At 40.8% G+C, this 18,183-nt stretch carries 15 protein-coding genes; 4 read left to right on the top strand and 11 right to left on the bottom strand.

The window, feature by feature from the left end; genetic code table 11:
* Positions 1–252 precede the first annotated feature (252 nt).
* The 6 genes from G337_RS0110205 to G337_RS0110180 form a co-directional block, all read right to left on the bottom strand.
* Entirely contained in the window at positions 253–1,293 is a 1,041-nt protein-coding gene (locus G337_RS0110205) for a LacI family DNA-binding transcriptional regulator (RefSeq protein WP_028863798.1), read from the bottom strand.
* A 71-nt stretch (positions 1,294–1,364) separates the two neighbouring features.
* Positions 1,365–2,768, bottom strand: a complete 1,404-nt coding sequence (locus tag G337_RS0110200) for a glycoside hydrolase family 1 protein (RefSeq protein ID WP_028863797.1) — start codon at positions 2,766–2,768, stop codon at positions 1,365–1,367.
* Between the two features lie 475 nt (positions 2,769–3,243).
* Complete coding sequence (locus G337_RS0110195; protein ID WP_028863796.1) at positions 3,244–5,793, bottom strand: ExeM/NucH family extracellular endonuclease; 2,550 nt, start codon at positions 5,791–5,793, stop codon at positions 3,244–3,246.
* Positions 5,794–7,045: 1,252 nt separating this feature from the next.
* A complete protein-coding gene (locus G337_RS0110190; protein ID WP_028863795.1) occupies positions 7,046–7,951 on the bottom strand; it encodes an HDOD domain-containing protein in 906 nt (301 codons plus the stop codon).
* A gap of 198 nt (positions 7,952–8,149) precedes the next feature.
* Positions 8,150–9,388 carry a serine hydrolase domain-containing protein gene (locus tag G337_RS26005; RefSeq protein WP_037027313.1) on the bottom strand — a complete coding sequence of 413 codons (1,239 nt, stop codon included), beginning with the start codon at positions 9,386–9,388 and terminating at the stop codon, positions 8,150–8,152.
* Between the two features lie 85 nt (positions 9,389–9,473).
* Positions 9,474–9,773, bottom strand: coding sequence for an HlyU family transcriptional regulator (locus G337_RS0110180; RefSeq protein ID WP_028863794.1), 300 nt, complete (start codon positions 9,771–9,773; stop codon positions 9,474–9,476).
* 229 nt (positions 9,774–10,002) lie between these two features.
* Between G337_RS0110180 and G337_RS0110175 the strand changes: the two genes are divergently transcribed.
* On the top strand, positions 10,003–10,728 hold the full coding sequence (locus G337_RS0110175; protein ID WP_028863793.1) for a substrate-binding periplasmic protein: 726 nt from the start codon (positions 10,003–10,005) through the stop codon (positions 10,726–10,728).
* Between the two features lie 113 nt (positions 10,729–10,841).
* The gene (locus G337_RS0110170; RefSeq protein ID WP_028863792.1) at positions 10,842–11,654 is read left to right on the top strand and encodes a LysR family transcriptional regulator; all 813 of its coding nucleotides are present in this window, start codon (positions 10,842–10,844) and stop codon (positions 11,652–11,654) included.
* Here the strand turns inward: G337_RS0110170 and G337_RS0110165 are convergent, their stop codons facing one another.
* Positions 11,655–12,509, bottom strand: a complete 855-nt coding sequence (locus G337_RS0110165) for a helix-turn-helix transcriptional regulator (RefSeq protein WP_028863791.1) — start codon at positions 12,507–12,509, stop codon at positions 11,655–11,657.
* 141 nt (positions 12,510–12,650) lie between these two features.
* Between G337_RS0110165 and G337_RS0110160 the strand changes: the two genes are divergently transcribed.
* A complete protein-coding gene (locus G337_RS0110160; RefSeq protein ID WP_028863790.1) occupies positions 12,651–13,856 on the top strand; it encodes a sugar efflux transporter in 1,206 nt (401 codons plus the stop codon).
* 111 nt (positions 13,857–13,967) lie between these two features.
* On the opposite strand, the gene G337_RS0110155 is transcribed toward G337_RS0110160, so the two are convergent.
* The 4 genes from G337_RS0110155 to G337_RS0110140 form a co-directional block, all read right to left on the bottom strand.
* Positions 13,968–15,518, bottom strand: a complete 1,551-nt coding sequence (locus G337_RS0110155) for an Ig-like domain-containing protein (RefSeq protein WP_028863789.1) — start codon at positions 15,516–15,518, stop codon at positions 13,968–13,970.
* Between the two features lie 363 nt (positions 15,519–15,881).
* A complete protein-coding gene (locus G337_RS28595) occupies positions 15,882–16,058 on the bottom strand; it encodes a hypothetical protein (protein WP_157619268.1) in 177 nt (58 codons plus the stop codon).
* A gap of 35 nt (positions 16,059–16,093) precedes the next feature.
* Positions 16,094–16,663: a substrate-binding periplasmic protein gene (locus G337_RS0110145; protein ID WP_028863788.1), complete on the bottom strand. Its 570-nt coding sequence runs from the start codon at positions 16,661–16,663 to the stop codon at positions 16,094–16,096.
* 284 nt (positions 16,664–16,947) lie between these two features.
* Positions 16,948–17,703, bottom strand: coding sequence for a DUF4197 domain-containing protein (locus G337_RS0110140; protein ID WP_028863787.1), 756 nt, complete (start codon positions 17,701–17,703; stop codon positions 16,948–16,950).
* Positions 17,704–17,940: 237 nt separating this feature from the next.
* Between G337_RS0110140 and G337_RS28890 the strand changes: the two genes are divergently transcribed.
* Positions 17,941–18,183, top strand: a 243-nt coding sequence (locus G337_RS28890) for a transposase-like zinc-binding domain-containing protein (RefSeq protein ID WP_425414430.1), incomplete at its 3' end; no start/stop codon positions are given.

Genomic DNA, 18,183 nt, shown 5'->3' with positions numbered 1-18,183 from the left:
CTAATGATCCATCCTTGATCAGTATGTAAACAAATAAGCACAAAAAAAACAGTTAATTATACTGTAAGTTGACAATTCCGACAAGGAAAATTGACTTTATTGAACATAAATCGCTTACAAGTCAAAAATCAGTCAATACAGCAGTGGAAAAAACATTTTGTTTTGACAGAGCAATGCAGCAGCAAACAACGAGCAAATCGAGTTCAAATTCTAAATCTATTTCAAACAGAAAGCAGGATAACCTAAACCGCTTTAGCTTTTATTATTCAAACTACGCACAGAGCCGCGTAAAACCAGCTGGCCTGAAAATGCATTGTGGCGGCTGTCTGGTACAGGGGAGTTAGTAAGGTGAGCCAGTAATAACTGCATCGCGTGAGTGACAAATTCATGGGTTGGCTGAGAAACTGAGCTGATTCCAGGTTCAAAGAAATCTAAAATATCTTCATTGTCTAAACCAAACAGGGATACATCTTCAGGGACTGATAATCCCGCTTCATGTAAGGCTTTCAGGGCACCAATCGCCATCTGATCGTTAAAACAACAAAGAGCGGTAAAATCAGTGCTGTTTTGTAATAGCTGCCGGCAGGCTTGATAACCACCTTGATAAGAACGCTCCGCTTGACTTATTAACAGAGGATCAACTTCAAGCTCGTATGCAGCCAGAGCCTGCTGGTAACCCAGCAGACGATCCTGAGAGGTTTTCTGCTTTAGCGGCGCGGCAATATAAGCAATACGCTGATGCCCCTGTTTTAAACAATATTCAACGGGCAGTGAAGCATTTTTTACATTATCTAACCAGACGCTATGATTCGGGTGTCTGGGTAACTGCCGGTTGATCACCACCAGCGGCACCTGAAACTCATCAATTAAATCACTTAAAACATCTTCACTCAGATTATTCTGCTCAAAAAAGGAGTTGTGATAATACAGAACCGCATCACAGCGCCGGTCCACCAAAGCGCGAATAGACTGCACAGCGCCGTCCGGCTGGTTGAAGGCCTGAGAGATAAGCAGAAATTTACCGTTTTGATCTGCTGTCTCCTGGCATTTTTCAATCAGCTGCGAAAGATACTGAGAAACGGCGGCACCGCGGGGGATCACCAGCCCGATAGTATTGGTCTGCTGTTTGGAAAGCGACTGTGCTAATACATTAGGACGGTAATTAAGTTCTTCAACCGCTTGAAAAACTGCATCTTTAGTCGCCTGTGAAATTTTAGCGGTGCCGTTTAATACCCGGGAAACGGTAGAAACAGCCACACCGGCCCTGCGGGAAACATCCTGCATAGTCGCCATAAATAATTTCAGCCTTTTTAAAAAAAATAAAATAACTCACCTTAAAAACAGCTAAGGTGAGTTAAGATGAATTAACAACCCTGGCTGTTAATTAAATCTTGATACCAGTAGAAACTTTTTTTCTTAGAACGCTGCAGATCCTTAAGATCAAACTCGTCACGATTCACATGAATAAAACCATAACGCTTTGAACAGCCCTGATGGGTACTGACTAAATCGATTGCAGACCAGGGGCAGTAGCCGAATACTTCGACACCATCGTTAACAGCGAGCTGAATCTGCTCTATATGCTGAGCTAAATATTCAATGCGGTAATCATCATTAATTGAGCCGTCCTGTTCCACTTTATCAAAGGCCCCCAGACCGTTTTCAGTAACAATAAGCGGCAGTGCATAACGCTCATATATTTCGCGAAAGGTATTACGGAAACCAACGGGATCAATTTCCCAGCCGAATTCATTAACACTCAGATTAGGATTAGAAGCACCTTTATACATGCCCTCTTCACCCACCACTATCTGCTGATCTCCCGTGGAGTTTTTATCATCTTTACCCGTACTAGCGGCAACCGTTTGTGTTGAGTAGTAGTTAAAAGCGATAAAGTCAGGTTTTGCAGCGGCCATAACTGCCATGTCTCCGTCTGCAATATCAGGCAGTGCATTACGCAGCTTAAGGAAGCTCCAGGCAATATTATTGTAACGCCCGTAAACCGCCATATCTAAATATAACCAGTTACGGATTGCAGAGCAGTTATTTGCCGCTAAAACATCTTCAGGTTTAGAAGATGCAGGATAGATAGAAGAGATATTAGGTGCTGGACCAATTTTAGCCGCCGGCAGCATCTCATGGCAAAGCACCATAGCTTTGGCCTGTGCTAATAACATATGGTGATTCTGCTGATAGAGATCCTGCAGCGGATTTTCAACATCAGTACAGCTTGAAGTACCAAGTGCATCACCGTGCAGGATCATCATATTCTGCTCATTAATGGTTAACCAGTAGTTAACACGATCGCCGAAATATTCGAACAGAGTTTTACTAAAATCGGCAAAAGCATTAACCGTGGCACGATTTGACCAGCCGCCTTTTTCAGCAAGGGCATAAGGTAAATCAAAATGATACATAGTGACGATGGGCACAATGCCGTAAGCAAGCAGTTCATTGATCAGGTTATTGTAAAACTCAATGCCTTTCATATTAATTTCGCCGTCTCCCTGCGGATAAATACGCGTCCAGGCAATTGAGAAACGATAGGCTTTTAAACCCAGTTCAGAAAATAGTTTTACGTCTTGTTTGTAATGATGATAATGATCACTGGTCACTTTAATATCTGTTGTTCCTGCAACAACATTAGCCATATCAATAACCGACGGGCCTTTACCGTCTTCATCCCATGCACCTTCAACTTGATAAGCCGAAGTTGAAGCCCCCCACAAAAAATCTTTTGGGAACTGCTCTGTTTTTTCATATGACATTATTAACCCCTTAATAATACTAAAAAATTATATTTCGCTATATATACGAAAATCAATAAAACTTATGCAATGGATGACGCCCAGCTTATTCAGTAGAAGCTCTCTTCACGCAGGGCATCTGCTCAAACTTTTTAAACAGGAAATGCAACCGGTTACATTATTATGATTGCTAGAGCCGGCAAATAGTTATCTATATGACCTGTTAATGCAGCACTTAAGCCTGTTTTCTTAAAACAACCATATCGTGCAAGCGGTTGCATTGCAAGGCAATATGAAGTTTTATTAATTAATCAATATAAAAAACAATCTGTTAGGTAATATGGAAATGAATGGAAGCTAAACGCACATTCTCCTCATAAAGGAAGAATACTGGTTATGTTTCCGGGGTGTAAAAATTAAAATAAGGAAATACCTTTATAATGAAGTATCCAGCCAGCTTTTAACTGACTGGAATTAAAATTAAATCAGAGGGTGATTATTTCGCTGTCTTGCGGCGAACAAAAGCAAAACCAAACAGTCCCGCTAAAGCCCATAGACCTGCTGCACCACCGCTTTTTTCTTCCGGTGTTACATTGCTGTCAACTGAATCAGTAACAGAAAATACAAGCGGCTGATCAGCAAATTTCTGTTTACCCGAAGCATCAGTAATGATATTACGCATGGTGTAATCACCGGCTTCTAACCCGCTGATTTCAAAAACAGTATAACCCGCTTCAAAATCAGCAGCCGCAAGTATTTTCTGCTGTGTACTGCTCAGCTTAACCGAATGCTTATTAACCTCGTCATTTATAATAACTGAAGCAATATCTCCAACAAGCAGCTTATCTGATGCATTTTTGGAAGCTTCAAGCATATTTAAAGAAACCTTAAATGCTTCACCGGATTTTATACCGGAAGGAACGGCAGGTGCATCCAGTGGCAGCTCTACATTAGCAGGAAGATCCGGTGTTACTTCCGGCTCAGGATCAATATTAAGACCGAAGTTAAGCACAACAATGGCAGGATCATGATCAGAAGAGCTGTAAGCATCATTATACTTAGGCATATCACCTGAATATTTTGACGGATATTCAAACAGCGTTGATTCAGATGAGTTGATATTCCAGTCCATACCGTCAACAACCATACTCTTAAGCGATGCTGACGCTAAAATATAATCCAGAGTCCCGACTTCATCACCGTAAGAATAACTATGCGAAGCAGGATGCAGATCCTTAATGACATTTGTATAACCGTAAGACTCTGTAATAACCGCCCCGTCTTCACCATGTAAAGGCTGATCACCAATAAAAGTGCTGCGTGCGGCTTTAAGCACATAGTCTGCCGGCGCATTATCACGGTTAGTAAGCACCATAATCGCATCTTCGTTAGCATAGGAGTTTAAATCACCAAGGATCAGTTTATGACCGTCAATAGTCGCCATCACTTGACCCAGCTGGTAAGCCCCGGATACACGAAAGTTTTCACAGGAGCCCTGCAGATCCGGATCACCGCCGTCCTGCAGTGCATAATCTTCCCAGCAGGCAGAGCCTTTTGATTTAAAGTGGTTAACTGAAACCGTTAGTTTTTCATCTGAACCAGCAATAGTGAACGTCGGCGTAACAGCATTTCGCATATAACTGCTGCCGCTGATAGTTTTGTCTTTACCTTTTATCTTAATAGTCACAGGGCCGGCATGCTGTTCCGGCATCTGAATCACGCGTACCGTATCAAGGCTGACTTTAGATGCTTTGAAAATCACCTGCGTAGTGATGGCATCAGTACCGATAAACCCGTTTGTCAATTCCTCACTGTCAGGCTCAGATATTGAGTAATGATCAGCTTCGTCAAGTTTTTCATTAAGACGGTTAACCAGATCGGCCACAGCAGAGTTTTCACCAAAACCGTTGTTTTCGATTTCCATTAAACCAAGAATATCTGCATCGAGTGCAGTCATTGCATTCACAATTTTAGCAGCCTGACGTTCGAAATCATCTGCAGTTGTGGCGCCGCGGTTTGAATTAGTTGGATTCTGATCGCCGCCGAACGGTGAGTTAAAGTAGTTAAGCACATTAAATGTAGCAACACGCAGATCTCCCTCTTTAAGAACAGGAGCCTCGCTTCGATCTGAACCTTCGCGGACAAAAGTATTCTGGTCTGCTTCGTTGGTAACAAATAAGCGGTAATCATTGTAGGAATAGGTCAGTACCCCTTCCAGCCCTTCTACTCGATCACCAATGCGGATGTAATCTTCCGTAGAGCCGTCCTGGTTTATATCCGTGCGGCCGAAATCAGGGTACCAGGGGACAACACCGTTAGGCGCTTTGTTAAATGATTCAACAATCACCCTTTTATCTTTGTTACTGTTAGTCTGCTCCGCAGCTTCTTTGCTCCCGGGAACATTTGACTGATTAGGATGCTGATTAACACGTCCGTTAGCAACAACCATATTATTACGATATGGGCCGTAGTCGTAACCATAGGTACGTGTTACACGCATATCAGATTCTTTAGCAAATGTAACCAGCATGCCTTCATGGCGTTCAAGTGTAAAACTGAAGTTTTCATCTGTTTCCAGAGCACGGATTACCCGTGCTTCCGGTAACTCATTACCTTTGCTTAGTATGTTTACTGCAGGGCCTACTTTTGCTTCAGGTCCTACAATTTGTGTCCAGCTAAAATGCTCTTTAACTTTACCTGTTACTGCTACTTCGTCGCCAACGTTCAGACCTAAGATACCTCCATCAACGTAGGTACCTTCAACGAAGATACCTTCCGAAGTATTCGGGTTACCGTCGCCGTCTTTATCCTGAATAAAGAAACCAACGGGTAAGTCGCCCCCTAATTTTTTTGTTTGAACAGCGGTAACCAGCCCTTCAACTACAAAGGTTTCATCTGAGATATATTTACCCTTAGCCGGATCTGTATAGGGTGAGAACCAAGAATCACCTTGAAGATCCATGATGGTTTTACCAAGAACAACTTCCGCTTGAGCAGTGAATGATAGAGCGGCAAAAATTGATAGGACCAGCGCATTTTTTTTCATTTCTTATCCTTATATAAAACACCCTGCTTTTAAAGTAACAGGCTGTTAATGTGATTACTTATCAGTAATTTCGTTTATTGGTTGTATATCTATAACCTTGATTAATGAGTACTTTCAGACAGTTCTTTAGAGCGCATCAGCAAAATAGCCGTAAACATATGGATTAATATTGGACATATGTTTTTATTTATCATCCACTGCATAAGAAACACTTCTTATCTGTTAATCAGCATTTTCTCAGCGGCTGTATTTAATAGTTCCCTTAAAACGAAATCCGTAAACAACCCGCCCAAAATCAAACTTTAATCATAAAACATGGCGTTACATGTTCTAGGCGGACGCACTTTACACTTACTTATATTGATTTATTGTGATCAGACGAATAATTTAAGATCCTTTTTTAAGTGACTTAAATTAATAAAAAAACACTTAAAACGCCACAAAACAAAGCAATAGTATCAACAAGTTAGTGAGATTGATGAGTTTTTGATGCGATACATGTGATTGATTATGATTTGTTATAAAAGACCGTTTTATGAAGTAATATAAAACATAAAAAACAGCCTAATCTAATCACGCTTATTCATTGACATTTCAATGACCCGGAGATATTTCACACTTGGGTTCTATGGGCCGGTTATATCAATACTGTAAGACAGACTAGCGATTATTTTTTCTGTTTCTTATTTAAGCAGATTAAACAGCAGCCTCAAAATCAACCATTTAAGTCACACTTTTTCTGCGGCATATGTTTCTGCTATTTTCATTTGTTCTTAATCTAAAAAACCGAACTATTGTTCAATATCAGATCATATGCCCTGCAAAATAGAGAATAAAAAGGGAGGCAGGATCCTTTAAAACCGCTACAACAGGTCTGGCAGTCTCAACTATTGATTGAGCAGTAAGGGAAAATAATCTCAAGAAGTCATTATTTATCAGATCCAGGACACCTGCGGATTGTATTGGATGATTTTGTGATATTTTAAACGCAGCTAAAATTTAGGGAACTGCCAATTAAATTATTGGACTGCTGAATTTTTTTTCAAAAAATGTGCGCTGTAACTTTTCTGATGCGCATATCATTGTCTATTTTTTAACGACTTACAGGAATTCCAGCAGGCAGGTATTTATGTAGAGCAGTATTAATGTATTGAGCGGACAGGAGAAGGTGGAAATACCATGGCAGAAATATTGTTTGATAGATAATATTGAGAAATAACGGCGGCAGACCCCCTTCGCAATAAATTAACTCTTACTGCACGCTTGTTTCAATTTTTGGCGCAAGATCTATAAACTCCTGCCATATATCTTCAGCGACACTAATTCGTTCTAGTATTTTATTCACGAAAGGCTGCTCTAACTGCCCTTTTTTAACCATTAAATAGAGTTCACTAAGCAGATTTCCTTTATATAAAACCGCAGCTAAACTACTGTCTCCTTTTAGCCGCTGGCTTTGCAGGGCATCGCAGTAAAGCCGGGGTAACTGCCACTCTTGTGCAATAAAGAAAGAGATATCGGCAGACATTTCAGACATTAATTCTTTGAAAACTAAACTGCCGGGTTGATCATCAGGTAACTCGGTACTTAATGCGTCACATAAACAGTTAAATATTATGATTTTACCTATGTCATGGATCAGACCAAGAAAATAGGCATCAAACTCATCGATCTCATTCTCAAGTGCAATCGCTTTACATAAAAATGCACACTGTACTGAATGACACCAGATCTGCCTGCCGAACATACGATAATAGATAGGTTTTGCAGGGCGTATTTTTTCAACCAGAATCGTTGTTGTGATATTAGCAACGCCGGCTACCCCTAATAAAGAGACCGCTTTGCGTAAAGAGGTTAATTCCCCGTCTCCTCGAAAATACAATGCCGAGTTAGCGACTTTTAATACCTCAACCGCTAAAGAGGGATCTTTTTCAATCACCTGTGTAATTGCCATAAAATCAGTATTTTCATCTTTTAACACACTAATCAATTCAAGCAGAACAACGGGAAGGGCTGGAATTTGAGTACTCAACGCATCACGATTGTTTAAAATATCGCGTACATTCTGCAGTGCTTTCTGCTCAAGCTTATTCATCTCAGTACCAAGATGAGCTGCACCAAACATAGCATCATAAAAAGCGGTGGACAGGTTTTCTCGCACGATTCACTTCCTCGTTTATTAACAGTAAGTTACATTTGTATCCAGCTAACACATATATACTTTTGCTTAATAAACTGTAGTGCAGCTTAGAATATTAACGAGCTATACATTCGCCAAAAATACGATCAACAGCAAAATAATTGTTCTACGCAAACAACAGGTCCTAATTATGCGAACTAAAAAACAGTTTTTGTGCGGCTATAAATTCTGTAAATCTAAATCAAAAAACGCCAGCTTACGGCTCCACAACGGACCAGCTGCCGGTGCCGGGTTAGCCGCCTTATAGGGAATTAAACTATCGGGCTCAGCAAGCAGTAAACGCCAGAACTTAATGCTTAAGCTGTCTACGCTGCGGGACTCTGCATTAGCCAGTAAAACTAAACCTATCTGTTTGTCTTTAGAATAAGCAATCAGCGCTCTAAACCCCTGCACCCAGCCGCTGTGCAGGTATAAGGTATCATCTTTATACTGATATACCCGCCAGCCGATACCGTAATGTGCATCATCAATAAGTCCCCTCCAGCTTCTGCGGCGTAAATCTTTAACCGTACGCACAACCGGCTCCCTGACTGTATTTAAAAGGGGTTCTGAAATAACTTCCGGGGTATTACCTAACTGTGCAGTAAGCCACTTGCTCATATCCTCAATACTGGCATTCACACCGGCTGCAGCTCCGACTTTATAAAAATCAGGGTTAACCTTTACCTGATGCCAGGGCCCGCGTCGGCTGACGGTAATATGCGGATAAGCTTTATTTTCTGTATCCTGATAAGCATCATAACCAACACTGGCATTAACCATTTTCAGAGGCGTAAAGATCCTGTCCTGCATCACCTCTTCGTAGGTTTTTCCCGTATTACGCTCGACCACTTCTTCAATAAAACTGAATAATACATTCTGATAACCGTAACATTTACCTGCAGAGCAGGCCGGCTCTAGAACAGAAAATTTTTCAATCACCTTGCTAAATATAAACCGCCCTTTTAAATAACCATCAAAGGCATTTGGTACTAAGCCGCTGCTGTGACTAAGTATATGTTTGATAGTTATATTTTCAGCCTGTCCGGCTTTTTTAAGCTTAAACTCCGGGATGTACTCAACAATAGGATCGTTCCAGGAAAATTTATTCTGCTCAACCATCAGCGCGGCCAGCTCTGCGGAGAATGTTTTTGATACTGAAGCTAGTCTGAATACTGTCTGCGGATTAACAGCCTGGGGGGATTTTTTACCTCTGATACCGTAGGTCTGCATAGCTGAAACCTGATCGCCGCGAACAATAGCAAAAGCGGCCCCGGGTATATCACCTGAGCGCATCTCTTTTTTAAATGCTGCAGAAAAATCACTTTCTAATTTGAGCTGTAATAAAGGCACTGCCTGTGCCGACTGCCCGACAGTTAAAAAAACAGCAGCCAGTAAAAATAATACGTTATAAATCAAGAAAACTCCGAAACACCATAAACAAAAAACACAATATTTTAAAAAAGACCAATAAAATTAACAACAAAAAGCAGAGGATATTAACTCACTTAGTAAACATATCATCACCGACCTGATCAATAAAAACCCGGCTCTTAGATAAGGAAAACTCAGCGGCCTGTTCTGCACTAGCGTAAGTATCAGAGCGGATCAGGTAATGCTGTTTAGGTACTTGCCCTTGTGCAGCGGGTTTCTCAATTAAAGCAGCCAGATAAAACCGGCCTGACTCATTCTTCGGCTGAGGTGTAATAATAAATCCCTTATATTCTTCACTCGGAAAAGCCGCGGCTCCAGTCTCACTTTCACTGCTGTTGAACAACCCTGTTATTTTCTTAAGAAATCCCATTTTAATCCTTATTTTTCTTTACACAGGTAATGCATCAAAAGCCATATTCTAACAGCGCCAGCCCCGCCTCCCATCTGTTTTTAATATATTACTTAAAATATTCAGTAATTAACTCGGCTTCAGTATTAAGTATATGTAAAAATGCACAAAGCAGCTTTAGTTGAAATGCTTCATTGTTAAATAAACTATAATTTACAGATAATGGATATTATTCAAACAGGAACTGTTGATGCCCAGATTTATAAAAATGCTTTTTGCTGTGCTTATCTCTTTTTCAAGCACACTGCAGGCGGCAGAAACCCTTATTTTTTATGCCGGAGCTCCACCTCTTTCCTACGCTGAAGATAATCAGCCTAAAGGTCTGTATTTTGATATTGTTACAACCCTTTTTGATGAAATGGAAGTTGAATATAATGTCATCATCCTGCCCTTTAAACGTGCTTTATTACATACCTACGAAGGAAAGGGTATTGTTATCGGTATCTACAAAACCGAAGAGAGAGCGTTAAGACTCGACTATTCCGATTCACTTCACGACTCCAAGGCGGTGCTTTTTATTAATAAAGCCCGTCCCTTTTCTTTTCTGTCAATGTCCGATTTAAAAGGCAAAACTATCGCCGTAAAATTAGGCTGGAGTTACGGAGCTGCTTTTGATCAGGCCAAACAGCGTTCCGAATTCCAAACTGTCCACGGAGATGCACAGCGAAATTTTCGCCTGGTTATTGAGGGACGAGCGGATGCGTTTGTTGATGACCGACTTCCCGGGATTACAACCATCAAAGAGATGGGTATTGCCGGGCAAATAGATACACTTCCCCGTCCGGTCAACATCGGAAAACTCTACATTGCGGTAAAAAAAGGCACAAACTCCCAGTTAATCCAGCACTTTAATTACCACCTGCAGCAGTTTAAAACAGACGGACGTTATCAGGCAATCCTCGCAAAGTATCAATAACTCAACCCTGCCGTAAAATACAGATCTGCCCTGGCAAAAAGGGAATATTAAATATTCCATCTATTTAATCTGTTATATACTTGCTCCTAACAGGCGGGATTTTAGGAATATTTATGAAGGATTTGAATGCATTACGCGTATTTGCCACACTCTACCAGTGCGGCTCAACAAGCAAAGCAGCCCGGAAACTGGGGCGCTCACAATCCTATGTTTCTAAAGTGCTTGCGCAGTTACGCGAGGAGTTAAACGACCCTTTATTTGTCAGAACCAGTATAAAGTTAACTCCCACCAGCTATGCAGATGAAATTGCACCTAAACTCATTGACGCTTTAAAATTAGTCAGCTCTTCATTACAGCCGGATAAATTTAATCCCGCAAATATTACCTGTATCTCAATTCATATGCTTGAGCCGTATTTAATCACTCATGGTACTGAAATTATTCGCGAAATCCGTAAACACAGTGCGGCACCGATAAAACTGCAGCGCTGGAGCCCTGAGAGTGAGAAGTTAATATTAGAAGACAAAGTAGATATAGGTTTCCATATATTAAAAGACCGCCCGCAGACATTAACCCAGCTTAAAGTAATAGGTGCAACCGGCGACTTAGTCGGCAATAAAAATGGTGAATTTGTTAAGTTTATTGTCCCGGATCTCAATGAAGATATTGACTATTATAAACTGATCGACCCTGAAGCTAAGGCAACTATCTATGTAGATAATTTTTCATTATTAGATAAATTAATGCATGAGCATCATACCTACCGTTTTATACCGGACAAAAATGCCCGTCACTCAGACAAGATAAAATTTACCGCGTCATTAATTTTTAAAGCATCACAAAAAGATTCACCCAAAAACAAATGGTTAGTAAGCATATTAAAGCAGCTGCTGAGCACGGTGAAAACTCTGCCTATAATGAATTAACTAAGCAAACAGAAGCCGGAACTGCTTGGGGGTCATCGCCTTGCACTGCTTAAACTGGCGGTTAAAATTAGATAGATTACTAAACCCCACCTGATCCGCTATTGCAGCTATGCTGATATTACTGTTGACCAGAAGCTCACAGGCTTTGCCGATACGAAACTCTTTTATATGATTGGAAAAACTACATACAAAATGGCGTTCAAAAAGCCGGTAAACCGTACTTTCACTGACATGCACGGCATTACATAAATCATTTACCTTAATATTATTACGGTAGTTCAGTTCAATAAACTCAGAGACTTTTTGAACTAACTTCAACTCTTTGGGGTTCTCCTGCAGCGCAGGCAGGCTGTATTTATTTAACAGGCGCACTTTTTTAGTTTCACTTAAAACAATCAGCACTTCAATTAAACGGTTTACTGCCATTGCCGAACTGAATTCCTGATGCTCCTGCAGCAGAGGAAATATTTTTTCAGCGATCTCTTCTGCGAACTCAAGCCCCTGTACCGAACGGTTTAATAATGATTTCAATCCCTCAAGTTCAGGTAAACGCTTAACCAGCCCGCTGATCCACTCATGACTAAACCACAAGATATATACACTGTTATTGTCATTGTCGAAATCAGGATCGTGAGTAATAGTATGCGGCAGTTTCGGACCGAACATTAACAGGGTGTTATGCCTGGCTTCGGCGATATGATCCCCGACAAACATGGTGCCTTTGAAGTCTCGCTTTAATACAATCTCGTATTCAGCATGATAATGCCAGCAGAACCGAGAAGGACAGCGGTGGTAATACTGCAGCCGCCAGCCGAAATCACTTCGATTACTCACTTTTTCAATAATTGGTTTCACGACTATTATCATTTTTCAGATTAAAGATGACAGGATAGTATCATAAACAGCCGAAAACGAATCACTTGCTTCACTTGAAAAGAGTAACTTAGCGCTGCTCACAATTTCTATTTTTGAATACATTTAATAAGGTATAAAAACATGCTGCTTGCTAAACAACCCTGCATCTATTTATTAATCTGCCTGTTTTCAGGATTAAGCGGGTCATTTATTTCGCCGTTATTAAGTTTGTACTTAATTGAAGCACTTGGTGTTTCGCCATTAACCATGGGTTTTTTTATGACTTGTATGGTGCTAAGCGGCGTTCTGGTATCACAATTTGTTGCGAAAAAATCCGATGCGGGTTTAAGCCGCAAACGTATCATCTTAACCGGACAGTGTGGTTTTATGGTCACTACTATTATATTAGCGCTGACCCAGCACTATTATACGGCTTTGCTGGCGGTGATTTTTTTCATGTCATTAAATGCAGCAGCAGCACCGCAGATTTTTACTATGGGGCGGAGCTACGCAGATAAGCACCTGGGTGATAAAGCCGTAGTCTTTGTCAGCATGATGCGCGCAGCCATGGCGCTTTCCTGGGTGATCGGCCCGCCGTTAGCTTTTCTGATCAATGATCTGTTCAGCTTTCAGCAGACTTTTTTAATCGCCGGTTTTTTCTCGGCCTCGGCATTTATTACCGTGTTAAAGGGACTTCCAGATATACAGATAAAAAAAGCGGAGTCGACCCCAAAGTCAGTGCAGACAGGTAACTGGCTTAACATCTCAGGCGTACTGCTGTTTTTAATCAGTATGTTTTTTGTATTCAGCGCCAACAACATGTATATCACCTCAATCAGTCTTTATATCACTCAAGAGCTCAACTTTGATGCTAAATGGGTGGGCTATTTTATGGGGATTGCCGCTTTTATAGAAATTCCTATTATGTTAAGTGCTGGCTATCTAGCACCTAGAATCGGATCAGCCCGCCTGATTTATATTGCCTGCATCAGCGGCACTGTTTTTTACAGCGGCTTATTGTTCGCCGAACAGATCTGGCATTTTATGCTCCTGCAGCTGTTTAACGGGCTGTTTATCGGAATCAATGCCAGTCTGGGTATGGTGGTTGTACAGGATATGATGAAAAAACAGATGGGCATGGCCTCGACCCTGTTTAATAACAGTCTGATGTTAAGCGGGTTATCAAGCAGCTTAATGGTCGGCCTGATCGCTGAGTATATTAGTTATTATGCAGTATTCGGCGCATCTGCACTGTTCTGCCTGACAGGCTTGTTTTTTATGCGCTTTGCCCAGAAAGCGCAGCAGAAGCCAGCATCTGAATTTGTCCATCAGGTTTATGCTGAATGATATTCGCAGTAATCTATTTGCAGCAGACAAAAAAATACCCCTCGAGTGAGGGGTATTAGGAAGGAGTTAATTTAGTTGATTAATCAGGTGTATAAAATGAGGCATGACACACTATTCTATTACACTTAAGGTAACTGATTCCTCTATTTCCTCATTACCATTTTCACGAATAGTTATGCTAGCCCTTATAGTTGTATGCCCCACACTAATTGCTTCAAGCATACCCGCATTTTCTGGATTGGCATCAAACCGAGCAACTATAACATCACTACTGTCCCAAAGTGCTTTGTCAGTTACATCAGTAACAAAACCATTATTATAAGTCGCAGTTGCAGAATAATTCTGTTCATCACCTACCTGTAACTCATTCGATTCAGCATATACCTCAAGATCTGTTATTTTTGCTTCATCAACCGTTACTATAATCTCTTTACTGATATCTCCGCGAGTTGCTGACAGAGTTACAGTCCCTAAACTAAGTGTTTCAAATGTTCCATCCTGGTTGATTAAGAGAACATCAGGATTACTGCTTGCCCATACGACCTGCGTAGTGATATCAAAAATGAAGTTATTGGTGAACAGACCTTTCGCAGACAGTGCAGAATTCAGGTCAACTGGAATATGTGGGTTCAACTCATCATCAAACTGCTGTCCAGAAGTCGCCGGTAATTTGGGCAGAATATAAATATCTTCTAAGACTTCATGATTAACAATAATATTACTCGTATGTGCTCCCTGAAAAGAGCCGGTGATCTCAACTAAACCTGGAGCCTTAGCTGCTACTAGGCCTGGATTGTCAGCATTACGATCAACCACAGAGGCCACCGATGAATCACTGCTGCTCCAGTCTGTAAATTCATTTTTTGTACTATGGTCTACATGACCTCCTATAATTGTATATACCCATAAATCAAGCTGCAGGTTATAACCAACCGGCATCTCAGCCTGATTTGGCGTAACATAAGCATGTCTTGAGCCATCCTCACCACCATGAGTCAGTGTTACTAAAGCTTTAGACTCTATACCATTGCGCACACTGTAAGCAGTAACCGTTACATCCCCCTGATTATGCTTTGCCGCAGCCAAACCTGTATTATCAATACTAAGTAAGTCTTTATCTCCACTTACCCACAACTGCTCCTTAGTGACATCCAGTAATGCGTCTGTTTCTACAAAAGCAGCAAAGGCTTTAAACTGCAGCGTGGTACCTTTTGCCAGCTCAACAATTTCTGGCGTGATAGTAATAGTGTCGATCTCTGCATCAATAACGGTTAGCGGCCTTTCATTACTGTTCTTAGAGTCAAACATCGCAGCTACCTTAGACTCACCCGCGTTAACGGTTCTAAAATTACCATTGCCGAAGCTTTCCAGAATATCTTTTTCACTACTAATCCAAACCGCAGACTCTGTCACATCTTCAGTGGTTGAATCAGAGTAATGTGCGGTAGCTGTATAGGATCGCATTACGCCCACCGGCAGGGTAAGTTCAGAATAGCCGATCATAAAAGTTGCATCTTCAGAGGCTGCTATGACAACTCGTTCTAACTGAGGATCACCAGGGCCGCCGCCAGGACCTCCACCTCCGGGATTATCATCCCCGGAATCACTGTTACAGGCGGCAAGCAAAAAATAGGTAAGCAGAGCAAATATTTTTTTTATCATTTCTTCAATCCAGCATCTAATAAGTTAAAACAATAAATGAGCCAGAGCAGCTGTCTCATTTTTATGATGGACAAATATTAACCGTTCAAAATAAGTAATTTGGAATATTAATTATTCCCACAGGAATAACCAAAAAGCAGAGGAATGTCAGAATAATATTTCAATAAATTATATTATTTAACAATACAAATACAGTCTGCTTGAGGAGATAAAGGGAGAGTCGGCAGAATTAATCTGCCGGATAGGAAAGCGCTATACAAGAAACGAGGCTGAAGCCTCACTTCCCTAAAACAGATCATAATATTAAGCGGACTGCTACTATTTCACCCGTATCAAAACAGGAACAGCAGCACAAAAGGACAGTTACGGGTTGTTAACAGGAGAAACAATTCCATATTTTTCCCATATACGCGATAATATACCTGCATTGTCCATCTGGGTTAATAAGGTATTCACTTGCAGCACATCAATCTGCGCACCTTTTCGCAGCAGAATTCGATGATTATACTGCTGATCAAATTTTTCGGAGACTAACAGCATCTCTTTTTTTTCCGGATTTTGTTTAAAATAACGGTTTAAATTAGAGAGAGAGAGACTACCGAAATATCAGTTCTACCGGATAAAATCACCTTAATATTGCTGCTGTGCGCAGTATTCAATTTGATTTTAAAATTCTTTTTAAGGAATTTTTCATCGGCATTAAAACCAGCAAAGCCATAGTGATAACCAAGAATAACTGCAAAAGATTTATCTTTGAGGCTATCAAAATAACTTTGATCTTTAAACGGCTCTGCTTTAGTGATATACACTTCCCCCCCTTGTAAAATCACCTTTGAAGCGGCCAGCTCCTTGTTTTTCCAGCCCCAGGCTAAATCTTCAAACATTATCAAATCAAATTCTTTCTGCTCAAATGCAGAATAGCGCCTTTTAGGTGAAGTCGGCACGAACTGAAAGTGAAACTTATCCTGAAAAGAATTCATCTCTTTTATCAGGTCAATTGCAAGACCAATATATTGATTTTTATCGTTTTTATCGACAAAAGGAGGGAAATAATAACCGCCTACTTTAATCGTTTCAGCAGCACAGTGACCGGCAGCAGTAAGCATTCCAAGTAAAATAAAAAAGACTAAAATTATTTTTTTCATTAACTATCTCACTTGAAATTAACTGTTGTCACTTTTACAGATCAGCTCGAAGTATTTTAACCATGTTATCTAAAGGGGCTCTATCAGACACCGGCTTGGGAAGCAGAACAAGGAAAAGCAGGTGGTTTTATGAATAATTCAGCCAACACATAAAAGTATCAGCTGAGATGGAAATTGTGTCAAGCCCGGCAAACAGCAGTATTAAGCCGTTAATAAGGAGGCAAAGTAATAAAAGAGTTTCGAGTCAGAAAACTATGTCAGTGATGTTTTTCAGTCAAAACGTATCACTCTACGCCGAACACTTTTTTCAACAGAGTTGTTGTCTGTTTTTGCGGATCCGCGCGAATGGCAGCTTCCTGCTCAGCAATATAGTAAAATATTCCCTGCATGCCTTTATCAACAACATAATTAGTTAAATCAGATTTTACATCCGGCACAAAGGGAATATTCTGATAATCAGCCATGACATTATCATAGGCCTGTACTGCGCCGACTTCCGCTAAACTATTCTCTACAATCGGTCTCATCTGCTTACTTAATGAGTCAGACATTGAGACCTGAAAGTATTTTGTTGCCGCATCATCGGGGCCGTTATAAATAGCGCGAACATCTGCAAATGACATCTCTTTCACGGAGTTAAGAAACAGTGCTTTGGCCTTCGGAACTGCAGCCTCAGCCGCACGGTTTAGTTTTAGTTCAAGTTGATCGGCGACACTCGCCAGACCAACCTTGTCCAATATCGATTTTACGCTCTGCAGCTCCTCAGGCAGGGGAATATGAACTGCAGAATCAGCATTAAATCCATCAACAGCACCAAGCTGACTGACAACATTTTCAGAGGCTATCTGCAGAGACTGCTTAAATGCCTCAGTAATTTCATCAACACTTAATTCACTGGACTGACTTAGAGTTTTAGTTATCTCTTCAGTGTCCTTTTCTGCAAAAATATCTGTGACACTATCAAACCAGCCGCTTAGCACACTGGGTACGAACAGTACTGTACTGCTGATAAAAATCAGCATATTTATCTTATTCTTCATTATCAGCCTCTTCATCATATAACCGGACACGCAGAGCAGACTTATTTTTAAAAGAGCCCCAGCCGTTAAAACAGATCCTGATAAGTTTAGCCTTTAATGCTCAAAAATATCCATCCGCCAAAGAAAAGAACAAAGATTTACGGCAGTCAACAGACAAAAAAAAGGCTATGTCTTAGTTAGCTGTTGTAGATCTACCATACTTAATACATGTGTGAATAACGATACCGGGTTACACTCATGAATGAACAACAATTTATCCCTTTCTTACAACAGCTTAAACAGTTATCCCCCAGTCAGCGACAGCGTCTTCATCATACCCTTGATGATTGTGAGACCTCCACTGAAGAAGTGTTAACTATTAAGGCGACTTTACGCAAGTGCCCACATTGTGAGTCAACTAGTTTAAGGCCTTGGGGATCAAGTCATGGCCTACCAAGATATCGATGTGCTTGCTGCCTAAAGACATGCAATCCTCTCACT

It is taken from the genome of Psychromonas aquimarina ATCC BAA-1526 (assembly GCF_000428725.1).
Lineage (GTDB): Bacteria > Pseudomonadota > Gammaproteobacteria > Enterobacterales > Psychromonadaceae > Psychromonas > Psychromonas aquimarina.
The sequence above is the reverse complement of the archived record's forward strand: the minus strand, read 5'-3'. Positions and strand labels throughout refer to the sequence as shown.

What these genes read in the sequence shown, in the direction of transcription:
- G337_RS0110205 (WP_028863798.1), bottom strand. Translation starts at nt 1,293, where the DNA reads ATGGCGACTATGCAGGATGTTTCCCGCAGGGCCGGTGTGGCTGTTTCT.
- G337_RS0110200 (WP_028863797.1), bottom strand. Translation starts at nt 2,768, where the DNA reads ATGTCATATGAAAAAACAGAGCAGTTCCCAAAAGATTTTTTGTGGGGG.
- G337_RS0110195 (WP_028863796.1), bottom strand. Translation starts at nt 5,793, where the DNA reads ATGAAAAAAAATGCGCTGGTCCTATCAATTTTTGCCGCTCTATCATTC.
- G337_RS0110180 (WP_028863794.1), bottom strand. Translation starts at nt 9,773, where the DNA reads ATGGGATTTCTTAAGAAAATAACAGGGTTGTTCAACAGCAGTGAAAGT.
- G337_RS0110175 (WP_028863793.1), top strand. Translation starts at nt 10,003, where the DNA reads ATGCCCAGATTTATAAAAATGCTTTTTGCTGTGCTTATCTCTTTTTCA.
- G337_RS0110170 (WP_028863792.1), top strand. Translation starts at nt 10,842, where the DNA reads ATGAAGGATTTGAATGCATTACGCGTATTTGCCACACTCTACCAGTGC.
- G337_RS0110160 (WP_028863790.1), top strand. Translation starts at nt 12,651, where the DNA reads ATGCTGCTTGCTAAACAACCCTGCATCTATTTATTAATCTGCCTGTTT.
- G337_RS0110155 (WP_028863789.1), bottom strand. Translation starts at nt 15,518, where the DNA reads ATGATAAAAAAAATATTTGCTCTGCTTACCTATTTTTTGCTTGCCGCC.
- G337_RS28595 (WP_157619268.1), bottom strand. Translation starts at nt 16,058, where the DNA reads ATGCTGTTAGTCTCCGAAAAATTTGATCAGCAGTATAATCATCGAATT.
- G337_RS0110145 (WP_028863788.1), bottom strand. Translation starts at nt 16,663, where the DNA reads ATGAAAAAAATAATTTTAGTCTTTTTTATTTTACTTGGAATGCTTACT.
- G337_RS0110140 (WP_028863787.1), bottom strand. Translation starts at nt 17,703, where the DNA reads ATGAAGAATAAGATAAATATGCTGATTTTTATCAGCAGTACAGTACTG.